18 protein-coding genes are annotated in these 17,104 nt (G+C 65.5%); 9 read left to right on the top strand and 9 right to left on the bottom strand.

The window, feature by feature from the left end; translation table 11 throughout:
• Nucleotides 1-61: 61 nt before the first annotated feature.
• Entirely contained in the window at nt 62-1,774 is a 1,713-nt protein-coding gene (locus ACFVYC_RS01450) for a DEAD/DEAH box helicase (protein ID WP_387545779.1), read from the top strand.
• Nucleotides 1,775-1,782: 8 nt separating this feature from the next.
• Entirely contained in the window at nt 1,783-2,655 is an 873-nt protein-coding gene (locus ACFVYC_RS01445) for a DNA-methyltransferase (protein ID WP_387545777.1), read from the top strand.
• A 63-nt stretch (nt 2,656-2,718) separates the two neighbouring features.
• Here the strand turns inward: ACFVYC_RS01445 and ACFVYC_RS01440 are convergent, their stop codons facing one another.
• The gene (locus tag ACFVYC_RS01440; RefSeq protein ID WP_387545774.1) at nt 2,719-3,567 is read right to left on the bottom strand and encodes a PHP domain-containing protein; all 849 of its coding nucleotides are present in this window, start codon (nt 3,565-3,567) and stop codon (nt 2,719-2,721) included.
• An 80-nt stretch (nt 3,568-3,647) separates the two neighbouring features.
• On the opposite strand from ACFVYC_RS01440, the gene ACFVYC_RS01435 reads away from it, so the two are divergent.
• Nucleotides 3,648-5,228: an aminopeptidase P family protein gene (locus tag ACFVYC_RS01435; RefSeq protein ID WP_387545771.1), complete on the top strand. Its 1,581-nt coding sequence runs from the start codon at nt 3,648-3,650 to the stop codon at nt 5,226-5,228.
• Nucleotides 5,229-5,301: 73 nt separating this feature from the next.
• Here the strand turns inward: ACFVYC_RS01435 and ACFVYC_RS01430 are convergent, their stop codons facing one another.
• Nucleotides 5,302-6,246 carry a general stress protein gene (locus ACFVYC_RS01430; protein WP_387545769.1) on the bottom strand — a complete coding sequence of 315 codons (945 nt, stop codon included), beginning with the start codon at nt 6,244-6,246 and terminating at the stop codon, nt 5,302-5,304.
• 77 nt (nt 6,247-6,323) lie between these two features.
• Here ACFVYC_RS01430 and ACFVYC_RS01425 point away from each other — a divergent pair, with 77 nt between their 5' ends.
• From ACFVYC_RS01425 to ACFVYC_RS01415, 3 genes are read left to right on the top strand one after another with little or no spacing between them, the layout of a single operon-like run.
• Nucleotides 6,324-7,607: a magnesium transporter MgtE N-terminal domain-containing protein gene (locus ACFVYC_RS01425; protein WP_387545767.1), complete on the top strand. Its 1,284-nt coding sequence runs from the start codon at nt 6,324-6,326 to the stop codon at nt 7,605-7,607.
• Entirely contained in the window at nt 7,591-8,289 is a 699-nt protein-coding gene (locus ACFVYC_RS01420; RefSeq protein WP_387545765.1) for a DUF1003 domain-containing protein, read from the top strand. Before ACFVYC_RS01425 ends, ACFVYC_RS01420 begins: the two co-directional genes overlap by 17 nt.
• Before the next feature lie 8 nt (nt 8,290-8,297).
• Nucleotides 8,298-9,431, top strand: a complete 1,134-nt coding sequence (locus ACFVYC_RS01415; protein ID WP_387547063.1) for an Mrp/NBP35 family ATP-binding protein — start codon at nt 8,298-8,300, stop codon at nt 9,429-9,431.
• A 35-nt stretch (nt 9,432-9,466) separates the two neighbouring features.
• Here ACFVYC_RS01415 and ACFVYC_RS01410 read toward each other — a convergent pair whose 3' ends face one another.
• The 3 genes from ACFVYC_RS01410 to sigE form a co-directional block, all read right to left on the bottom strand.
• The gene (locus ACFVYC_RS01410; protein ID WP_387545763.1) at nt 9,467-9,880 is read right to left on the bottom strand and encodes a Sec-independent protein translocase TatB; all 414 of its coding nucleotides are present in this window, start codon (nt 9,878-9,880) and stop codon (nt 9,467-9,469) included.
• A 69-nt stretch (nt 9,881-9,949) separates the two neighbouring features.
• Nucleotides 9,950-10,816, bottom strand: coding sequence for an anti-sigma factor (locus ACFVYC_RS01405; protein ID WP_387545760.1), 867 nt, complete (start codon nt 10,814-10,816; stop codon nt 9,950-9,952).
• Between the two features lie 7 nt (nt 10,817-10,823).
• Nucleotides 10,824-11,438: an RNA polymerase sigma factor SigE gene (gene sigE, locus ACFVYC_RS01400; RefSeq protein ID WP_387545758.1), complete on the bottom strand. Its 615-nt coding sequence runs from the start codon at nt 11,436-11,438 to the stop codon at nt 10,824-10,826.
• Between the two features lie 230 nt (nt 11,439-11,668).
• Here sigE and ACFVYC_RS01395 point away from each other — a divergent pair, with 230 nt between their 5' ends.
• Nucleotides 11,669-12,301, top strand: a complete 633-nt coding sequence (locus tag ACFVYC_RS01395; protein ID WP_387545755.1) for an O-methyltransferase — start codon at nt 11,669-11,671, stop codon at nt 12,299-12,301.
• A 45-nt stretch (nt 12,302-12,346) separates the two neighbouring features.
• On the opposite strand, the gene ACFVYC_RS01390 is transcribed toward ACFVYC_RS01395, so the two are convergent.
• From ACFVYC_RS01390 to ACFVYC_RS01375, 4 genes are all read right to left on the bottom strand, one after another.
• Nucleotides 12,347-12,514: a DUF3117 domain-containing protein gene (locus tag ACFVYC_RS01390; RefSeq protein ID WP_009357720.1), complete on the bottom strand. Its 168-nt coding sequence runs from the start codon at nt 12,512-12,514 to the stop codon at nt 12,347-12,349.
• Nucleotides 12,515-12,747: 233 nt separating this feature from the next.
• Entirely contained in the window at nt 12,748-13,998 is a 1,251-nt protein-coding gene (locus ACFVYC_RS01385) for a hypothetical protein (RefSeq protein WP_387545752.1), read from the bottom strand.
• Nucleotides 13,995-14,423, bottom strand: a complete 429-nt coding sequence (locus tag ACFVYC_RS01380; RefSeq protein ID WP_387545749.1) for a DivIVA domain-containing protein — start codon at nt 14,421-14,423, stop codon at nt 13,995-13,997. Before ACFVYC_RS01380 ends, ACFVYC_RS01385 begins: the two co-directional genes overlap by 4 nt.
• Before the next feature lie 31 nt (nt 14,424-14,454).
• Nucleotides 14,455-15,237, bottom strand: coding sequence for a TIGR00730 family Rossman fold protein (locus tag ACFVYC_RS01375; protein WP_387545747.1), 783 nt, complete (start codon nt 15,235-15,237; stop codon nt 14,455-14,457).
• A gap of 104 nt (nt 15,238-15,341) precedes the next feature.
• Here ACFVYC_RS01375 and ACFVYC_RS01370 point away from each other — a divergent pair, with 104 nt between their 5' ends.
• Both ACFVYC_RS01370 and ACFVYC_RS01365 read left to right on the top strand, forming a co-directional pair.
• Nucleotides 15,342-16,097 carry an amino acid ABC transporter ATP-binding protein gene (locus ACFVYC_RS01370; protein WP_387545744.1) on the top strand — a complete coding sequence of 252 codons (756 nt, stop codon included), beginning with the start codon at nt 15,342-15,344 and terminating at the stop codon, nt 16,095-16,097.
• Nucleotides 16,098-16,168: 71 nt separating this feature from the next.
• Entirely contained in the window at nt 16,169-17,056 is an 888-nt protein-coding gene (locus ACFVYC_RS01365; RefSeq protein ID WP_387545741.1) for a glutamate ABC transporter substrate-binding protein, read from the top strand.
• Nucleotides 17,057-17,104 lie beyond the last annotated feature (48 nt).

Genomic DNA, 17,104 nt, shown 5'->3' with positions numbered 1-17,104 from the left:
CCTCGCGGCCGGCCCGTTGAGCAGGCAGCGCCATTGCCCAAATGAATAAGGAAACTCCACAGTGAGTGAATTGCATACCCACCAGCTCCTGACCGACGAGTCCGGCACTGAAGTTCTCGAGCCCGAAGAAACCATCATCTCGGACGAGTTGCCCCACGAAATCGAGGAGAAGTCCTTCGCGGACTACAACGTCCGTGCCGACATCGTGGAATCCCTGGCCGACGCCGGGATCACCCACCCCTTCCCCATCCAGGCCATGACCCTGCCGGTGGCCCTGTCCGGCCACGACATCATTGGCCAGGCCAAGACCGGCACCGGCAAGACCCTGGGCTTCGGCATCCCCGCCCTCCAGCGGGTGGTGGGCCAGGACGATCCCGGTTACGAGAAGCTGGCCGTGCCCGGCGCGCCGCAGGCCCTGGTGATCGTGCCCACCCGCGAACTCGCCGTGCAGGTGGCCAATGACCTACAGACGGCGTCCCGGAAGCGCAACGCCCGCATCGCCACCATCTACGGCGGCCGTGCCTACGAGCCCCAGGTGGAGGCATTGACGAAGGGCGTGGAGATCGTGGTGGGAACACCCGGCCGCCTCATCGACCTCTACAAGCAGAAGCACCTGAGCCTGAAGAACGTCAAGATCGTCATCCTGGACGAAGCTGACGAGATGCTTGACCTGGGCTTCCTGCCCGACGTCGAAACCCTCATCGCAGGCACGCCGGCTGTCCGCCAGACTCTGCTCTTCTCCGCCACCATGCCCGGCCCGGTCATCGCGATGGCACGCCGCTACATGACGCAGCCCACCCATATCCGCGCCGCAGATCCCGACGACGAGGGCCTCACCAAGCGTGACATCCGGCAGCTGATCTACCGTGCGCACAGCATGGACAAGATTGAAGTGGTGGCGCGCATCCTCCAGGCCCGCGGCCGCGGCCGCACCATCATCTTCACCAAGACCAAGCGCACCGCCGCCAAGGTGGCCGAGGAACTCGTGGACCGCGGCTTTGCCGCCGCCGCCATCCACGGCGACCTGGGCCAGGGCGCCCGCGAACAGGCCCTGCGCGCGTTCCGCAACAACAAGGTGGATGTCCTGGTGGCTACCGACGTCGCAGCCCGCGGCATCGACGTGGACGACGTCACCCACGTGATCAACTACCAGTGCGTGGAAGACGAAAAGATTTACCTGCACCGCGTGGGCCGCACCGGCCGGGCCGGCAACAAGGGCACCGCGGTCACCTTTGTGGACTGGGACGACATGCCCCGCTGGGGCCTGATCAACAAGGCCCTGGGCCTGAGTGTGCCGGAGCCCGTCGAGACCTACTCCTCCTCACCGCACCTCTACGAGGAGCTGGACATCCCCGAAGGCACCAAGGGCCGCCTGCCCCGCGACAAGCGCACCCTCGCCGGCGTCGACGCCGAGGTCCTCGAGGACCTGGGTGAAACCGGCAAGAAGAACAGCCGCGGCGGCCGCGACGGCGGCCCCTCCCGCGAGCGCGACGGCCGGGAGCGCACCAGCCGCGGCCGCGACAGCAGGGGTGGAAACCGCGACGGCGGACGCACCGGCGGTGACTCTGCGGGCCGCACCGGCGAGCGCCGTCGTCGTACTTCCGAAACAGCTGCAGCCCCCTCTGCCGCCGATGCACCCGCCGCAACCTCAACTGCAACCGAGGGTGAGCAGCCCTCCCGTGCCCGCCGCTCCCGCACGCGTACCCGCCGCCGCAACGGCGAGGTCGTAGCCGGCAGCGAGGCCCCGGCACAGCCCGGCAGCACCGAGGCCTAATACCCTCAATGACTGACACTGTCTGGGCGCCGGACGGCAGCAGCCTGGTGGTACACGCTGATAACGCGGAGTTCCTCCCCTCGCTGCCGGACGGCGCCTTCACACTGATTTATGTGGATCCGCCGTTTAACACCGGCCGGTCCCAGCAGCGGCAGCAGACCACCATGGTGGCCAACGCCGACGGCACCGGCGACCGCGTAGGTTTCAAGGGACGTTCCTACGACACCATCAAGGGCGCGCTGCACCGCTACGACGACGCCTTCAGCGATTACTGGTCCTTCCTGGAACCAAGGCTCGTCGAGGCGTGGCGCCTGCTGGCCGAGGACGGCACGCTGTACCTGCACCTGGACTACCGGGAAGTGCACTACGCCAAGGTGATGCTGGACGCCATCTTTGGCCGGGAATGCTTCCTGAACGAGATCATCTGGGCCTACGACTACGGCGCCCGCGCCAAGAACCGGTGGCCCACCAAGCACGACAACATCCTGGTGTATGTGAAGAACCCGGCCAAGTACCACTTCGACAGCGCCGAGGTGGACCGGGAACCCTACATGGCGCCCGGGCTGGTCACGCCCGCCAAACGCGAACTGGGCAAGCTGCCCACCGACGTCTGGTGGCACACCATCGTCTCGCCCACCGGCAAGGAAAAAACCGGGTACCCCACCCAGAAGCCGGAAGGCCTCGTCCGCCGGGTCGTGGCGGCCTCAAGCCGGCCCGGTGACTGGTGCCTGGACTTCTTCGCCGGATCCGGCACGCTGGGAGCCGTCTCGGCCAAGCTGGGCCGGAAGTTTGTGTGCGTGGACCAGAACCAGCCGGCCATCGACATCATGTCCAAGCGCCTGGGTGCGCACGCCCGGTTCACCTCTTTCCCGCCCAACTAGCTCGCATTAGATGCCGTTTTGACCGCTCAAAACGGCATCTAATGCCAGTCAGTTGGGGTGGGGCTAGGGGCGGACGACGGCGGTCCCGGTGGCCATGTCCTCGATCCGGGCCAGGACCTCGGGCGACGTGAGGTTTTCGCCGAGCAGGTTGGGTTTGCCGGTCCCGTGGTAGTCGGACGAGCCGGTGATCAGCAGGTCATGCTTGGCGGCGAGCCGGCGCAGGAAACCGCGGCCTTCCTCCGGATTGTCACGGTGATCGATCTCCAGGCCCGCCAAACCGGCGTCGATCATTTCCTGGTAGACGCGCTCCCCCACGATGCGGCCCCGGGAGGAGGCCACCGGATGGGCAAACACGGGGACTCCTCCTGCCGCGCGGACCAGTTCGACGGCGGTGGCCGGGTCCGGGGCGTAATGCTGGATGAAGTAGCGGGACCGGGAGGTGAGGATGGAGGCGAACGCCTCGGACCGGTCCTCCACCACACCCGCAGCCACCAGCGCGTCGGCGATATGCGGGCGGCCAAGGGTTGCGCCCGGTGCCACATGATGGATGACGTCGTCCCAGGTCAGCGGGTAATCCTCCGCGAGCAGTGTGACCATCCGCTCGGCGCGGGTCTGCCGTGCATCCTTGGCCTTGGTGATCTCCTCCAGCAGCCCGGCATGTCCCGGGTCGTGCAGGTAGCTCAGCAGGTGCACGCTGATCCCCTGCTCTGTCCGGCACGAAACCTCCATGCCGGGCACCAGCGCCACGCCGTGCGCCACCGCCGCGGCTGACGCTTCCACCCAGCCGGTGGTGGAATCGTGGTCGGTCAGCGCCACCACGTCCAGCCCGGCGCGGGCTGCCGACGCCATCACGTCGGCGGGGTTTTCCGTGCCGTCGGAGACATTGGAGTGGGCATGCAGGTCAATCCTCACCTCCCCAGCCTAGTAGACCGCGGCTCTCCCGTTCATGCCGGTATTCGCACAAGGCTTCGTGCTGGTGAGACGATGGTGCCGTGAACGATGCCGATAACACCCCAAATTCTGCTTCCCAGCCCTTGGAGGAGCGCGTCAACAACCGCTCCCAGCGGCCCAGTTCCGACGCCTTCAAGGCCTTTATGGCCAGCAACTGGGCGCCGTCCAGCCAGGAACTTCCGGCACGCGACGCCGTTGCCAGCCACGCCGCAATCCGGCGCAAGGCCATTTCCGACCAGTTCAAGGGCGAACGCCTGGTCATCCCGGCAGGGCCGCTGAAGGTCCGCTCCAACGACTGCGACTACCGCTTCCGCCCGCACTCGGGCTTCGCCCACCTCACGGGGCTTGGCCTTGACCACGAGCCGGACGCTGTCCTGGTCCTGGAGCCCGCTGGAGAAGGAAAGGGCGACGACGGCGGCAGCCACCGCGCCACGCTGTACTTCCGGCCGCTCGCCGGCCGGGATACCGAACAGTTCTACGCCGACTCACGGTCCGGCGAGTTCTGGATCGGGACCCGTCCCACCCTCGCCGAGTTCGAGGCCCGCCTGGGCCTTGCCACGGCACACATCGACCAGCTCGAAACGGCCATCACCAAGAACGTGGGCGCCCCTGAAATCGGCGGCATCTCCATCCGCCTGGTGCGCAAGGTGGATGAGAACATCGATGCCCTCGTGGACACCGCCCGGTACAACACGGCCAAGGATCCAGACAACCTGGACCTCGCCGTCCTCGATGCCCTCGACGAAAAGCTCAGCGAAGCCCTCTCTGAGCTGCGCCTGCTCAAGGACGAGTGGGAGATCGAGCAGATGAAGCTCGCAGTCGCCGCCACGGTGGAAGGATTCGAAGAAGTAGTAAAGGCCCTGCCCCGGGCACTGACACATGTCCGCGGCGAAAGGGTTGTGGAGGGTGCCTTCTTTGCCCGCGCCCGGGAAGTGGGCAACGAGCTGGGCTACGACACCATCGCAGCCTCGGGCAACAACGCCACTGTCCTGCACTGGACCCGCAACACCGGAAAGATCAACGCCGGCGAGCTCCTGCTGCTCGACGCTGGAGTGGAAGCCGACTCGCTTTACACGGCCGACATCACGCGGACCCTGCCGGCCACGGGGGTGTTCTCCGACGTCCAGCGCAAGGTGTACGAGGCTGTGCTGGACGCCGCCGATGCAGGTTTCGCCGCCGCGCAGCCCGGCACACGGTTCCGCGATGTCCACACGGCCGCCACAACCGTCCTCGCCGAGCGCCTGGCCGAATGGGGCCTCCTGCCGGTCAGCGTCGAGGAGGCGGTCAGTCCTGAGGGCCAGCAGCACCGCCGTTGGATGCCCCACGGAACCAGCCACCACCTGGGCCTCGATGTCCACGACTGCGCCCAGGCCAAACGCGAGCTGTACCTGGACGGCATCCTCACCGAAGGCATGGTGTTCACCATCGAACCCGGCCTGTACTTCAAGGAAGAGGACCTCGCCATCCCTGTCGAATACCGGGGCATCGGCGTGCGGATCGAGGATGACATCCTGATGACCGCGGAGGGTCCGGTGAACCTGAGTGCCGCCCTGCCCCGAAAGGCGGATGACGTGGAGAACTGGATGGCCGGCATCTACCGCGAAGCCAACGGCGCCAACTAGGCACACACAAAAAAGCGGGGCCACCGGAAATTCCGATGGCCCCGCTTTCGCGTTCTGCTGCCCCGTCCTGAATTTACTGCCGGGACCCGCCCGGGCGCTGATCGTCCGCGGGCCGCTCGTCTGCCGGCTGCCCGCCGTCGGCCTGTCCCGCCGAGTGCCGCGCCGGAGCGTGCGGCTCCGGAGCCTGCCGACTTTCGGCCCCCTCGCCTGCTTCGGGATCCTGCGGAATCCGGACGCCGTACTGCGGCCGGCCGTCCGGCAGGTCGGGGTACCGCACCGCCCGCGCCGGTGACTGCACGGGCTGCTGGGCGGCGTCGCCGGGCTGCTGGCCGGCGGGCGCCCCGTACGCAGGGTTCTCCTGCACGGAAGAGCCCGAAGGCTGGTTGCCCGGCGACTGGCCGTACGGGTCATTCCAGCCGGACGGGCGGGCAGGGCCCTGGCCCGGCTGCTGGTAGGGCTGATTCTGGTAGTCGCGCTGTGTGTAGGGACCGTTGCCCGCCGCCGCGTCCGAGCGGGTCATCGGCAGCTGCTGCAGCAGCCGGCGCGCCTCATGCGCAGCTTCCGGTGAGACCACAACGTCGTAGCTGGTGGCCACCACCTGGCTGGTGGACGTGAAGTCACGCTTCCCGCGCTGCATGGCGTAGGTGACGATACCGAAGAGCATAAAGAACGCCGCACCCATCAGCACGGACGTCAGGATGGAAAAGTATCCCGGTGACGGCGCGAAGAAGGAAAGCATCACGCCCACGAAGAGGCCGAACCACATGCCGCTCAGCGCACCGGACAGCGCCACGCGCGGGTAGCTCAGGCGCCCGGTGACCCGCTCCACCATCTTCAGTTCATTGCCCAGGATGGACACCATGTGGACCGGAAACTGCTGGTCCGCGAGGTAGTCAACAGCCTTCTGCGCGTCCAGGTAGGAAGTGTACGAGCCGACGGTGTCACCGGTGGGAACCGCGCGGGCTTCGTCCACGCCGCTGGGCCCGCCAGCCTTGGGAGCACCAAAAATGTTTGCCATAGACCCATTCTTGCCCATGACCATGTGTGCCGCCTGCAAATTCAGCTAAAAGAGAGCAGACTCGGTAGCCTGTAGGAGTGAGCACAACACCTACCCGCGTCTTCGTCGCGCGCCTATTGGGCCTTGACGTCTTCGACCCGCTGGGCGACCGGCTGGGCCGGCTGCGCGATGTTGTTGTGCTTTCCCGCGGCACCCAGGGCGCCCCGCACGTGGTGGGTATCGTGGTGGAAGTTCCCGGCAAGAAGCGGGTCTTTGTGCCCATGACACGGATAACTTCGATCGACCAGACCCAGGTCATCTGCACCGGCCTGGTCAACCTCCGGCGCTTCGAACAGCGCGGCGCCGAGACCCTGGTGGTAGCGGAGATGTTCGACCGCCGCGTCACGCTCCGGGACGGCAGCGGTGACGCCACCATCGAAGACATCGCCATGGACCAGCACCGCTCCCGCGACTGGTTCGTCAGCAAGCTCTTTGTCCGGCGGGGACATTCCCTCTCGCCGCTGAGCCGGCTCCGCCGCAACGAAACCCTCATCATCGATTGGGCTGACGCCTTGCAGGGCCCCCGGACGGAGCCGCAGGCCGCCACCCAGTTCGTGGCGAACCACGAAGACCTCAAGCCCGCGGACTTCGCCGAGGCACTCCAGGAGATGAGCGACAAACGCCGATTCGAAGTGGCCAGCGAACTGCAGGATGAACGCCTCGCCGACGTTCTCCAGGAGCTGCCGGAGGATGACCAGGTGGAGATCCTGTCCGCCCTGGACCTCCAGCGTGCCGCGGACGTGCTGGAGGAGATGGACCCCGACGACGCCGCGGACCTCCTGGGCGAGCTCCCCTCCGCCCAGGCGGAGGAACTGCTCCAGCTGATGGAGCCCGAGGGCGCAGAGGACGTCCGGCGCCTGCTCGAATACGACGAGGACACCGCCGGCGGCCTGATGACCCCGGTACCCGTCATCCTGCCGCCTGAGGCCACGGTGGCAGAAGCACTGGCGCATGTGCGGCGTGAGGAACTCTCCCCTGCGCTTGCCTCATCCATTTTTATTACCAGACCGCCCCTGGAGACTCCCACCGGGCGCTTCCTGGGCGTCGTGCACATCCAGCAGCTCCTCCGGTACCCGCCGTTCGAGCCGCTGGGAAACCTGGTGGACAAGAACCTTGAGCCGCTGTCTGACCAGGCCCACATCAGCGAAGTGGCACGGACCCTGGCTACCTATAACCTGAACTCCCTACCGGTGGTTAATGACGCCGGCCGGCTTGTGGGGGCGGTGACTGTTGATGACGTTCTGGATCATCTGTTGCCGGATGACTGGCGGGCCCATGACGGCGAAGCCCCGATAAGAAGGCTTGGTGGCCGCATTGGCTGACAACAGCGCTCCGAAGAACCCCAACCAGCGGCTGCCTGCCAAGGCGGCGGCGAAGGGCAGCCTGGATACGCCGCTCAGCGGACGCCAGCGGATCCTGCCCAAGTTCTCCCCGGATCCGGATGCCTTCGGCCACGCCACGGAAGGCTTTGCCCGCTTTATGGGCACGCCGCAGTTCCTCGTTTACATGACGGTCTTCGTGGTCATCTGGCTGGTCTGGAACACCTGGGCACCGCTGGCCTGGCAGTTCGATTCCCGCGACCTCGGGTTTACCCTGCTGACCCTGATGCTGTCCCTGCAGGCGTCCTACGCGGCACCGCTGCTGCTGCTGGCCCAGAACCGCCAGGACGACCGCGACCGTGTCTCGCTTCAGCAGGACCGCCAGCGCGCCGAACGCAACCTGTCCGACACCGAGTACCTGACCCGTGAACTGGCATCGCTGCGGATCGCGCTGCGTGAGGTGGCGACCCGCGACTACGTCCGTGCCGAGCTGCGCTCGCTCCTCGAAGACATGCTCGAAGCCCAGGAGGAGCTCCGCACGCATGATCCTTCCGGGCAGGGCCAGCACGAATCACCGCGGGACAAGGTGAAGGAAAAGCTCAAGGAAAAACGGGACAAGCAGCGGAACCCCCGTACCCAGCAGATCCCGCGGGTCAAACCGGGCCATTCCACCCAGGACCGCTAAAGGAGCGCATCATCAATAACACCTCGCTGGCCGGGGCAGTCACTGCCGCCCTGGCCACGGTCATCGATCCCGAACTCCGCCGCCCCATCACCGAACTGGGCATGGTGGAGTCTGTCGACGTGTCCGACGACGGCAAGGTCCGCCTCGTTGTCCTGCTCACCATCTCCGGCTGCCCGTTGCGGGACACCATCACCGCCGATGCAACGAATGCGCTGCTGGCAGTGCCGGGTGTGGCCGCCGTCGACGTCGAACTGAAGGTGATGACGCAACAGCAGCGTGATGCCCTTAAGGAACTGCTCCGCGGTGCCGGCGGCCAGCGCGGCATCCCGTTCAACCAGCCCGATTCCCTCACCAAGGTCTATGCCGTTGCCAGCGGCAAGGGCGGCGTGGGGAAGTCCTCGGTGACCGTCAACCTCGCCTGTGCCCTGGCCGCGCAAGGGCTGAGGGTGGGAATCGTGGATGCCGACGTCTATGGCTTTTCCGTTCCCGCCCTGATGGGCATCAGCCAGGCGCCCACCCGCGTGGACGACATGATCCTTCCGCCGGTTGCGTATGGCGTGAAGGTCATCTCCATCGGCATGTTCGTGAGTGGCAACCAGCCCGTGGCGTGGCGCGGGCCGATGCTGCACCGGGCCCTCGAGCAGTTCCTGACGGACGTCTACTTCGGTGACCTGGACGCACTGTTCCTGGACCTTCCGCCCGGCACCGGCGACATCGCCATTTCCGTGGCCCAACTGCTGCCCAGGGCCGAAATCCTGGTGGTCACCACCCCGCAGGCCGCGGCGGCCGACGTCGCCGAAAGGGCCGGTGCCATCGCCACCCAGACGGGGCAGTCAGTGGCCGGCGTTATTGAGAACATGTCCTACCTGGAAATGCCCGACGGCGGCAGGATGGAACTGTTTGGCAGCGGCGGCGGGGCGGTCCTCGCCGAACGGCTGACAGCCACTGTGGGCGCCGACGTGCCGCTGCTGGGGCAGATACCGCTGGACATCCAGCTGAGGGAGGGCGGCGACGCGGGCGTACCGATCGTCCTGGGCCAGGCCGGAACCCCAGCGGCCGGGGCGCTCTCGAATATTGCCGGGAAGCTGGCGGCCAAGCCACGCGGCCTCGCCGGAATGAAACTGGGACTGCAGCCCCGCTAAGGCTTTCCCGCCAGAGGTTTCCTGTGCGGGCCCGGCTAGGTGGCTTCTGTGTCGAAGGGGGCGGCTTCGCCCGCCGGAAGTGTCTGGAGCACGCGCTCGGGCCGCTTGGTTGCGGCGGCGTCAGCCCCCGCTACGGCAGCAGCGCCGGCCACAGCTGCAACAGCAGCAGGCGCACCGGCGCTGACGGGCTTGGTGTCATCGTCCAGGAGCGCCTCTTTGATGATGCGCCGTGGATCGTACTGGCGGGGGTCGTACTTCTTCCAGTCGACATCATCGATGTCGATCCCCACTTCTTCCTTGATCTGTTCGCGCGCGCCGGAGGCCATGCGGCGGACTTCCTTGACCAGGTTGGCCAGTTTCTGCGTGTATTCGGGCAGCCGCTGGGGGCCGATCACGAGGACGCCAATGATCAGCAGAAGAAAGAACTCCGGGCCGTTGATTCCAAACACTTTAGGAAGATTACCCTCTCCGGGCTGCCAGTGACGATTCCCGTCCGCCGGCGGCGGGAACTGCCCGCTTTACTGAGTAAATAGAGCCACGATCTTGTTCACGCCGCGCTGCAGCCGCGCAACCACCGCCTCCGGCTCCTGCCCCCGGGGCTTCCCCAGCGCTTCGGCCGAAACACCGTTCCCCGCCTGTTCGCTGAGCCGCTGCAGGATGGGCACGGCGTCGTCAGCCTGTTCCGCAGGGAGGTCGGAAACATAGGTAAACGTACGGCCCTGTGTCCGGTAGGTCGCAGTCCAGGGGGAAGAGGCCAGGATCTGCAACGGCGGACCGGTTTGCCCGACAGCCGGATCAGCTGCCATGCCGGGGGCCGGGCTGTGCCTTTCAGTGACCGTGGCATGGTGCGTCCCGTTGGACAGCTTCAGTTCGACGGCGGGACGGCCCTCGAGCACCATGGCTTTCGCCGACTCGAGGTGGAATCCCATCGCCTCAAGCTCCGGGCACACCCAGCCTTCCGAGCGCAGGCCCGAGAGCCGTTCGGCGCTCAGTGCCCTGCCGTCGGCCGGGGTCTGCGCAGATACGTGGGAGAGGGTTGCCGCAGTTGCAGCACCTGCCGGGAGCGGATCACCAGCCACGGCGAAAGCACCCGCGGCGAGCACTCCGGCAGCGGCGACGGTCCCTCCGGCTGTTAAAGCGAGTACCCGGACCGCCGCCCGGGATACAGGAGGTTGCGGAGCGGTAACCGGCGGCTGGGCTGCCAGCTCCTGGGTCCGGGCCAGGAGCCGGGCGGTCAGGTCATCGCTGGCCGCCGGAATGGGCGCGTCCCGCAGCCGCTCCAGGTACTGGCGCTCCCGGCGCACGGCAGAAGCGCAATCGGGGCAGGTCTGGAGGTGGCTGGCGGTGCGCTGATGCGTGCGGCCGAGCGGAAACTGGGGCGTCATGCGCCGTTCAGAGGATGCCGGCGATGCGCGGCAACGACAGTTTTGGCCTCGAGTGCTGCGGACGCGGGTCACGGTGGGCCAGCTTTTCGCGAAGCATGGTGCGTCCACGGTGGATACGGGAGCGCACGGTGCCGAGCTTAACGCCCAGGGCAACGGCCACCTCATCGTAGGACAGACCCTCAAGGTCGCAAAGAACCACAGCGGCACGGAAGTCCGGCGGAAGTTCCTCCAGCGCAGCCTGGACATCGAGGTCCAGGTTGTTCAGTTCAAAGCTCTGCTCCGGGCCAGGTTCCCGCCCCGGGATCCGCGACTCGGCGTCCTCCGCAAGGGCGTCAAACCGGATACGAGTCTTCCGCCGCGCCTGGTCAAGGAAGAGGTTGGTGGTGATGCGGTGCAGCCAGCCGTCCAGCGTTCCGGGCTTGAAGTTTTCCAGGGAACGGAAGACCCGGACGAATACCTCCTGGGTGAGGTCTTCGGCGTCGTACTTATTACCGGTCAGGCGGTAGGCCAGCCGGTAGACCTTGGCGGAGTGGTTGGTCACCACTTCTTCCCAAGTGGGGCGTACCCACTCGGTCTCGGGATTATTTGTTGCAGGGACAGGTGCCACAACTGGTGATGACATCGTCCACTCCCCTCGTGGAATGCTAACGCCCGGATACTGTTGACATAGCTGATTCGGCGCCGACCACCCTATGGATGAGCGGATAATAATCATTTCAAACTTCGCTGGGAATTTCCTGACTGCAGGAAAACTTCAGCCGTGGGCGCAAGAGCCCGCCTTCACCGGTTGTTGCCGAACAACACAGTAGGCTGTAGAAGACACTCCCCCTGCCGCCCAGAAAGCGAATATCCATGAGCGCCGACAAGTCCACGAGCTGGTCCTATGCAGAAGATCTGCCCGCTGAGGATGAGGTCATGCTGCGGGCCCGGGAGCGTTCCTTTGAACTGGGTGTGACCCCCATCGGGCCGGGCGTCGGCGCTGTCCTGACGGTTCTGGCAGCCTCGTCCAAGGCGCAGACCGCCGTCGAGATCGGAACGGGCGCCGGCGTTTCGGGTGTTTGCCTGCTCCGCGGCCTCGGCCCGAACGCTGTCCTCACCACCATCGACGTGGACGTCGAACATCTCAAAGCCGCACGGGAAGCTTTTTCGGAGGCAGGCAGCCCGGCCAACCGGACGCGGACCATCTCCGGCCGCGCCGGCGATGTCCTGCCCCGCCTCACGGACAGGGCCTACGATCTGGTCTTTATCGACGCTGACAAGCAGGGGCTTCCCGGGTACGTGGAGCAGGCCATCCGGCTCCTGAAGCCCGCCGGGCTGCTGATCGTCAATGACGCACTGGACAAGGACAAGGTCGCCAACCCTGCCGGCCGCGAGGCCACCACGGTGGTCCTGCGCCAGGTGGGAAAGAGCATCCGCGACGACGACAGGCTGGCATCGGCCATGCTTCCCACCGGCGATGGCCTGCTGGTAGCAGTCAAAAAATAAGACAGGGTCCGCAGCCCAAAGGCATGCGGACCCTGTCCTGCATGATTACTCGGTGACGCCGACCAGGCATTCCTTGAGGTTTGCTGCCTCGGCAGCATTCAGTTCGACCACCAGGCGCCCGCCGCCTTCGAGCGGGACGCGCATGATCAGGCTGCGGCCCTCCTTGGTGACTTCCATTGGGCCGTCGCCGGTACGTGGTTTCATAGCCGCCATGAGGAATTCCCCTCCATTTAGTCCCAGGACTGATCAGCCCGGGTGGGCTGTGTCCGCATGTAGATCAAGCTGCCATGGCGGAGTGGGTGGCTACCGCCGGGGCTGCACGTATTCTGAATGCTTTTTGTCCTTGCTTACCTACCATTATCGCGGAATTACCCGTCCGTAGCTAATCGATGGACATTTGCGGGCCGCCCCAATTTGCACCCTGACCTGCACGGAAGCCGAAATTTCTATGGCGGATAATCGCCGCCGCCGGGCAGCTGCGCCCACGCCCACAGCCACACGATCCAGACGATCTGCAACAGCACGAACATCACCACAACGGTTCCCCGGTATGCCTTGGACCGGGACAGGAGTGCGGCGCCGAGCGCCAGGGGGAAAAGCGGCAGCAGCATACGGAAGGTACTTGTCTGCGGGTGGAGGAACATCACCAGGTACCCCATGTAGCAGGCACACCACAGGCGGAGTTCGACGCCGATCCTCACCACCGGCGGCAGGTACAGCATTGCGCCGAAGAGGGCTGCAAAAATGAACGGTGCCAGCACTCCGAGCACCGGACCGAAAAGGTCGACGCCGGCGTCGAACCAGGGTTTGAACGGCACCAGGTCATGGCCACGCCACACGGTTTCTGTCTTGGTGTAGGCCTGGATATCCCCCGTAGCCACCCACGCCGCGGCCGGCCAAGCCAGCGCCGAGAGGCCTGCCACTGCCGTAAGGATGGTCAGCGCCGCGAGGTCCCGGCCGGAAGTCCGGGCTGCATCGTCCCCGCCGCGGAATCGCTGCACCAGCCGAAGGATCAGAAGGAGCCCCAGCATGGCCGCGAACGGAACGCCCACCGGACGCGAGAGGCACAGCACCACCACCACCGGGATGGCCCACAGGTACTGCCGCCGGACCACAAACAGCAGCGAAGCCGCGAGCAGCAGCAATGACAATGGCTCCGCATACGGCACCTGGAGCACAGCGGATACGGGGAAAGTGGCGAAGAACGCCACCGCCCACAATGACGGGCCGGATGCTGCCTTATGCCGGAAAAGCACGTAGACCACCAGCGCGGCCGCCAGGCCGGACAGCATGGCGACAATGGTCAGCGAGGCAGCGGGGGCCAGCCCGGTCAGCCTGCTGAGCGCCCCTGAAAGGGAGGGATACAACGGATAGAACGCCCACGTATTTTCCTGGACATTGCCCGCGCCGTCCACGGGAAGCGTCGTGGGATAGCCGTTCGTGATCACCCTGCTGTACCAGCGCGCGTCCCAGATGTTGATGAAGTTCCAGTAGTCGGGCTTGGCCGGGAACCAGGGATTGGGCCCCTGGTGCAGGGCCGCGGCCATAAAAATCCCGGCGCTGGTGAATCGCGCCATAATGTAGATGGCCGTCACCTGGAGCCACCAGGGCCAGCCCCGGACCGTTTCGCGGGAGCGGGCGGCGAGCGCCTGGACGGCCGCTGAGACTCCAGTTCCCCGGCGGGTGGCCGTGCTCAAGCCTTGTCCTCCGCTGCTCCCGACCCAGCGTCCGCAGGACCGCCGGCCCCAATTGCGCGTGGTTCTACCTGCGTACCTGTCGCGGCGGACGGACCCGCTTCTTCCCCGGCCTGAAGCCTGGCTTTCAGGGTCTCCACTTCATGCCGGCTGGCCTCAAGCTGGTCCCGCAACTCATCGAGCACCTGGTCCACCTGGTCCATCCGGTAACCCCGCAGTCCCAGAGAAAACCTGACGCGGTCCACATCGTGGGGGGCAGCATTGGCCGGCAAAAGGACAGGCGGCAGGTTGGCCGGGGGCTGTTCAAGACCGGCATCGAGAAGGGCGGGCAGCGCGCGGCCGCCCGGCTTTCCGGAACGGCCCCCTACGCTGACCCACAGGACGGCGCCGATCAGCGCCACGGCGAGGAAGACCAGGAAAAAAGTCACTACCCCATCGTGCCAGACCCGGCCGTCTTCGCTACTCCGGGCGTTGTTCGCCGTTCAGTGAAGGGGTGATGCCTACGGCGAGTACCCGGTTCACCGCTTCCGCGGGGTCATCCACCACCTGGATCAGGTCCAAATCCTTTTCGGACACCATGCCCTCCGCCACCAGGGTCCCCCTGATCCAATTGATCATCGGACCCCAGAAATCGACCCCCAGCAGCACGATCGGGAAGGATGTCACCTTCCGGGTCTGCACCAGGACCATGGCTTCGAAGAGTTCGTCGAGCGTGCCCAGGCCGCCCGGAAGGACGATGAATCCCTGCGCGTACTTGACGAACATCGTCTTGCGGGCAAAGAAGTACCGGAAGTTGATGCCCAGGTCCACCCACTGGTTCAGGCCCTGCTCAAACGGGAGCTCAATGCCAAGGCCCACAGACACGCCGTTACCCTCAACAGTGCCGCGGTTGGCCGCTTCCATGGACCCCGGGCCGCCTCCGGTGATAACTGCGACGCCGGCCTCCGCCAGCTTCCGCCCCACTTCGACGCCCATCTCGTAGTACGGGCTTCCAGGTTTGGTCCGGGCTGAACCGAAGACGCTGACGGCCGGGCCGAGGTCGGCGAGGGCGCCGAAGCCCTCCACGAACTCGCTTTGGATCCTGAGCACGCGCCACGGATCGGTGTGCACGAACTGCCCGGGGCCCTTGGTATCAAGCAGATGCTGGTCGGACATCTCCACCGATGCCTGCTTGCGGCGAAGTTCGAGGGGTCCTTTACGGCGCGGCTGGGTATTTTTGGCCGGATCTGCACTGATGCTCATTCCCCAAGGCTAACCTGACTCCGGGAGGTATCTCTTGAATCACGATCCGCAGGAACTTGGGGTGATTCGCATCATAAGCTGCCGTTCTTCGCTAGATTCTTCCTATGACTACTCATGTGCCCGGTGATGCCCTCGTCTCCCTGAACGCCGTAAATAAGCACTACGGCCAGCTGCACGTTTTGAAGGACATCAATCTGCAGGTCCGCAAGGGCGAGGTTGTTGTGGTCATCGGGCCGTCGGGCTCCGGTAAGTCCACCCTGTGCCGCGCTATCAACCGTCTTGAAACCATTGAAGGCGGCACTATCAGCATCGATGGAAAGGTTCTTCCCGAGGAAGGCAAGGAGCTCGCGCAGCTTCGGGCCGACGTCGGAATGGTCTTCCAGTCGTTCAATCTGTTCGCGCACAAAACCATCCTCGAAAACGTCACCCTTGGCCCCATCAAGGTCAAAGGCGTTCCGAGGGCAGCTGCGGACAAGGACGCCATGGCGCTCCTTGAGCGGGTAGGCGTCGGCCACCAGGCCCCAAAGCTCCCGGCCCAGCTGTCCGGCGGGCAGCAGCAGCGCGTTGCCATCGCGCGTGCCCTGGCCATGAAGCCCAAGGTCATGCTCTTCGACGAGCCCACCTCTGCCCTGGACCCCGAAATGATCAACGAGGTCCTGGACGTGATGATCCAACTGGCCAAAGAGGGCATGACCATGATCGTGGTCACCCACGAGATGGGGTTCGCCCGGAAGGCCGCGGACCGCGTGGTCTTTATGGCGGACGGCCAGATCGTCGAGGACGCCACCCCGGAGGAGTTCTTCACCAATCCCAAGAGCGACCGCGCCAAGGATTTCCTCTCCAAGCTCCTTACCCACTGATTTCACCAACGAACCAACACTCAGAGTTCGCATCCAGGCCGTGACCCACGGCCATCAATGAAAGGAATGTCATGAAGGCATTTATGACCCGGCGGAAGTCATTCTTCGTGGCCGCTACCGCTGCCCTCGCCCTGTCCCTGAGCGCCTGCGGCGGAGGCGGCGCCGGCACCACCAGCGACCCCACCGTGGCCGAAAAGCCCACGTTCGCTGCCGGCACCACCATGGAAAAGCTGGCCTCGGCCGGCACCATCAAGATCGGCACCAAGTACGACCAGCCGCTCTTTGGCCAGGTGGGCCTGGACGGTAAGCCCGTAGGCTTCGACGTCGAAATCGGCAAACTGATCGCCGCCAAGCTGGGCATTGCCGCTGACAAGATCGAGTGGTCCGAGACGGTTTCGGCCAACCGCGAACCGTTCATCGAGCAGGGCAAGGTTGACCTGGTGATCGCCACCTACACCATCAACGACAAGCGCAAGCAGGTTGTCAGCTTCGCCGGCCCGTACTACGAAGCCGGCCAGGCCCTGATGGTGAACAAGGACAACGACACCATCAAGACCCCCGAAGACGTTGCGGGCAAGAAGGTCTGCTCGGTCACCGGTTCGACGCCGGCCGCCACCATCGTGGACAAGTACAAGGCCGAACTGGTCCCGGCCGCCACGTACTCCGCCTGCCTTGAGCCGCTCCGCAACAAGCAGGTTGAAGCCATCACCACCGACAACGTGATCCTCGCCGGCTTCGTGGACAAGGAACCGGATGCCTTCAAGCTCGCGTCCGACGAGACGTTCACCAAGGAGCCCTATGGCATCGGCCTGAAAAAGGACGATACCGAGTTCCGCAACTGGATCAACGACCAGCTGGAGTCCTTCCAGTCGGACGGGACTTACAAGTCGGCTTGGGAAGCTACCGCAGGCTCAGTCATTAAGACTGCCCCTGAGCTGCCCGCGCTCGACCGTTACTAGGTAATTCAGTGGTTGCCGGGGCTGCGACGCGGTCCCGGCAACCACTGT

It is taken from the genome of Pseudarthrobacter sp. NPDC058329, from assembly GCF_042879835.1.
In the GTDB taxonomy this organism is placed as follows: Bacteria; Actinomycetota; Actinomycetes; order Actinomycetales; family Micrococcaceae; genus Arthrobacter.
The sequence above is the reverse complement of the archived record's forward strand: the minus strand, read 5'-3'. Positions and strand labels throughout refer to the sequence as shown.

Bases quoted from the DNA above. Each gene is read 5' to 3' on its own strand.
- ACFVYC_RS01445 (WP_387545777.1), top strand. From the start codon at position 1,783: ATGACTGACACTGTCTGGGCGCCGGACGGCAGCAGCCTGGTGGTACAC.
- ACFVYC_RS01370 (WP_387545744.1), top strand. From the start codon at position 15,342: ATGACTACTCATGTGCCCGGTGATGCCCTCGTCTCCCTGAACGCCGTA.
- ACFVYC_RS01390 (WP_009357720.1), bottom strand. From the start codon at position 12,514: ATGGCGGCTATGAAACCACGTACCGGCGACGGCCCAATGGAAGTCACC.
- ACFVYC_RS01375 (WP_387545747.1), bottom strand. From the start codon at position 15,237: ATGAGCATCAGTGCAGATCCGGCCAAAAATACCCAGCCGCGCCGTAAA.
- ACFVYC_RS01365 (WP_387545741.1), top strand. From the start codon at position 16,169: ATGAAGGCATTTATGACCCGGCGGAAGTCATTCTTCGTGGCCGCTACC.
- ACFVYC_RS01430 (WP_387545769.1), bottom strand. From the start codon at position 6,246: ATGGCAAACATTTTTGGTGCTCCCAAGGCTGGCGGGCCCAGCGGCGTG.
- ACFVYC_RS01395 (WP_387545755.1), top strand. From the start codon at position 11,669: ATGAGCGCCGACAAGTCCACGAGCTGGTCCTATGCAGAAGATCTGCCC.
- ACFVYC_RS01405 (WP_387545760.1), bottom strand. From the start codon at position 10,816: ATGACGCCCCAGTTTCCGCTCGGCCGCACGCATCAGCGCACCGCCAGC.
- sigE (WP_387545758.1), bottom strand. From the start codon at position 11,438: ATGTCATCACCAGTTGTGGCACCTGTCCCTGCAACAAATAATCCCGAG.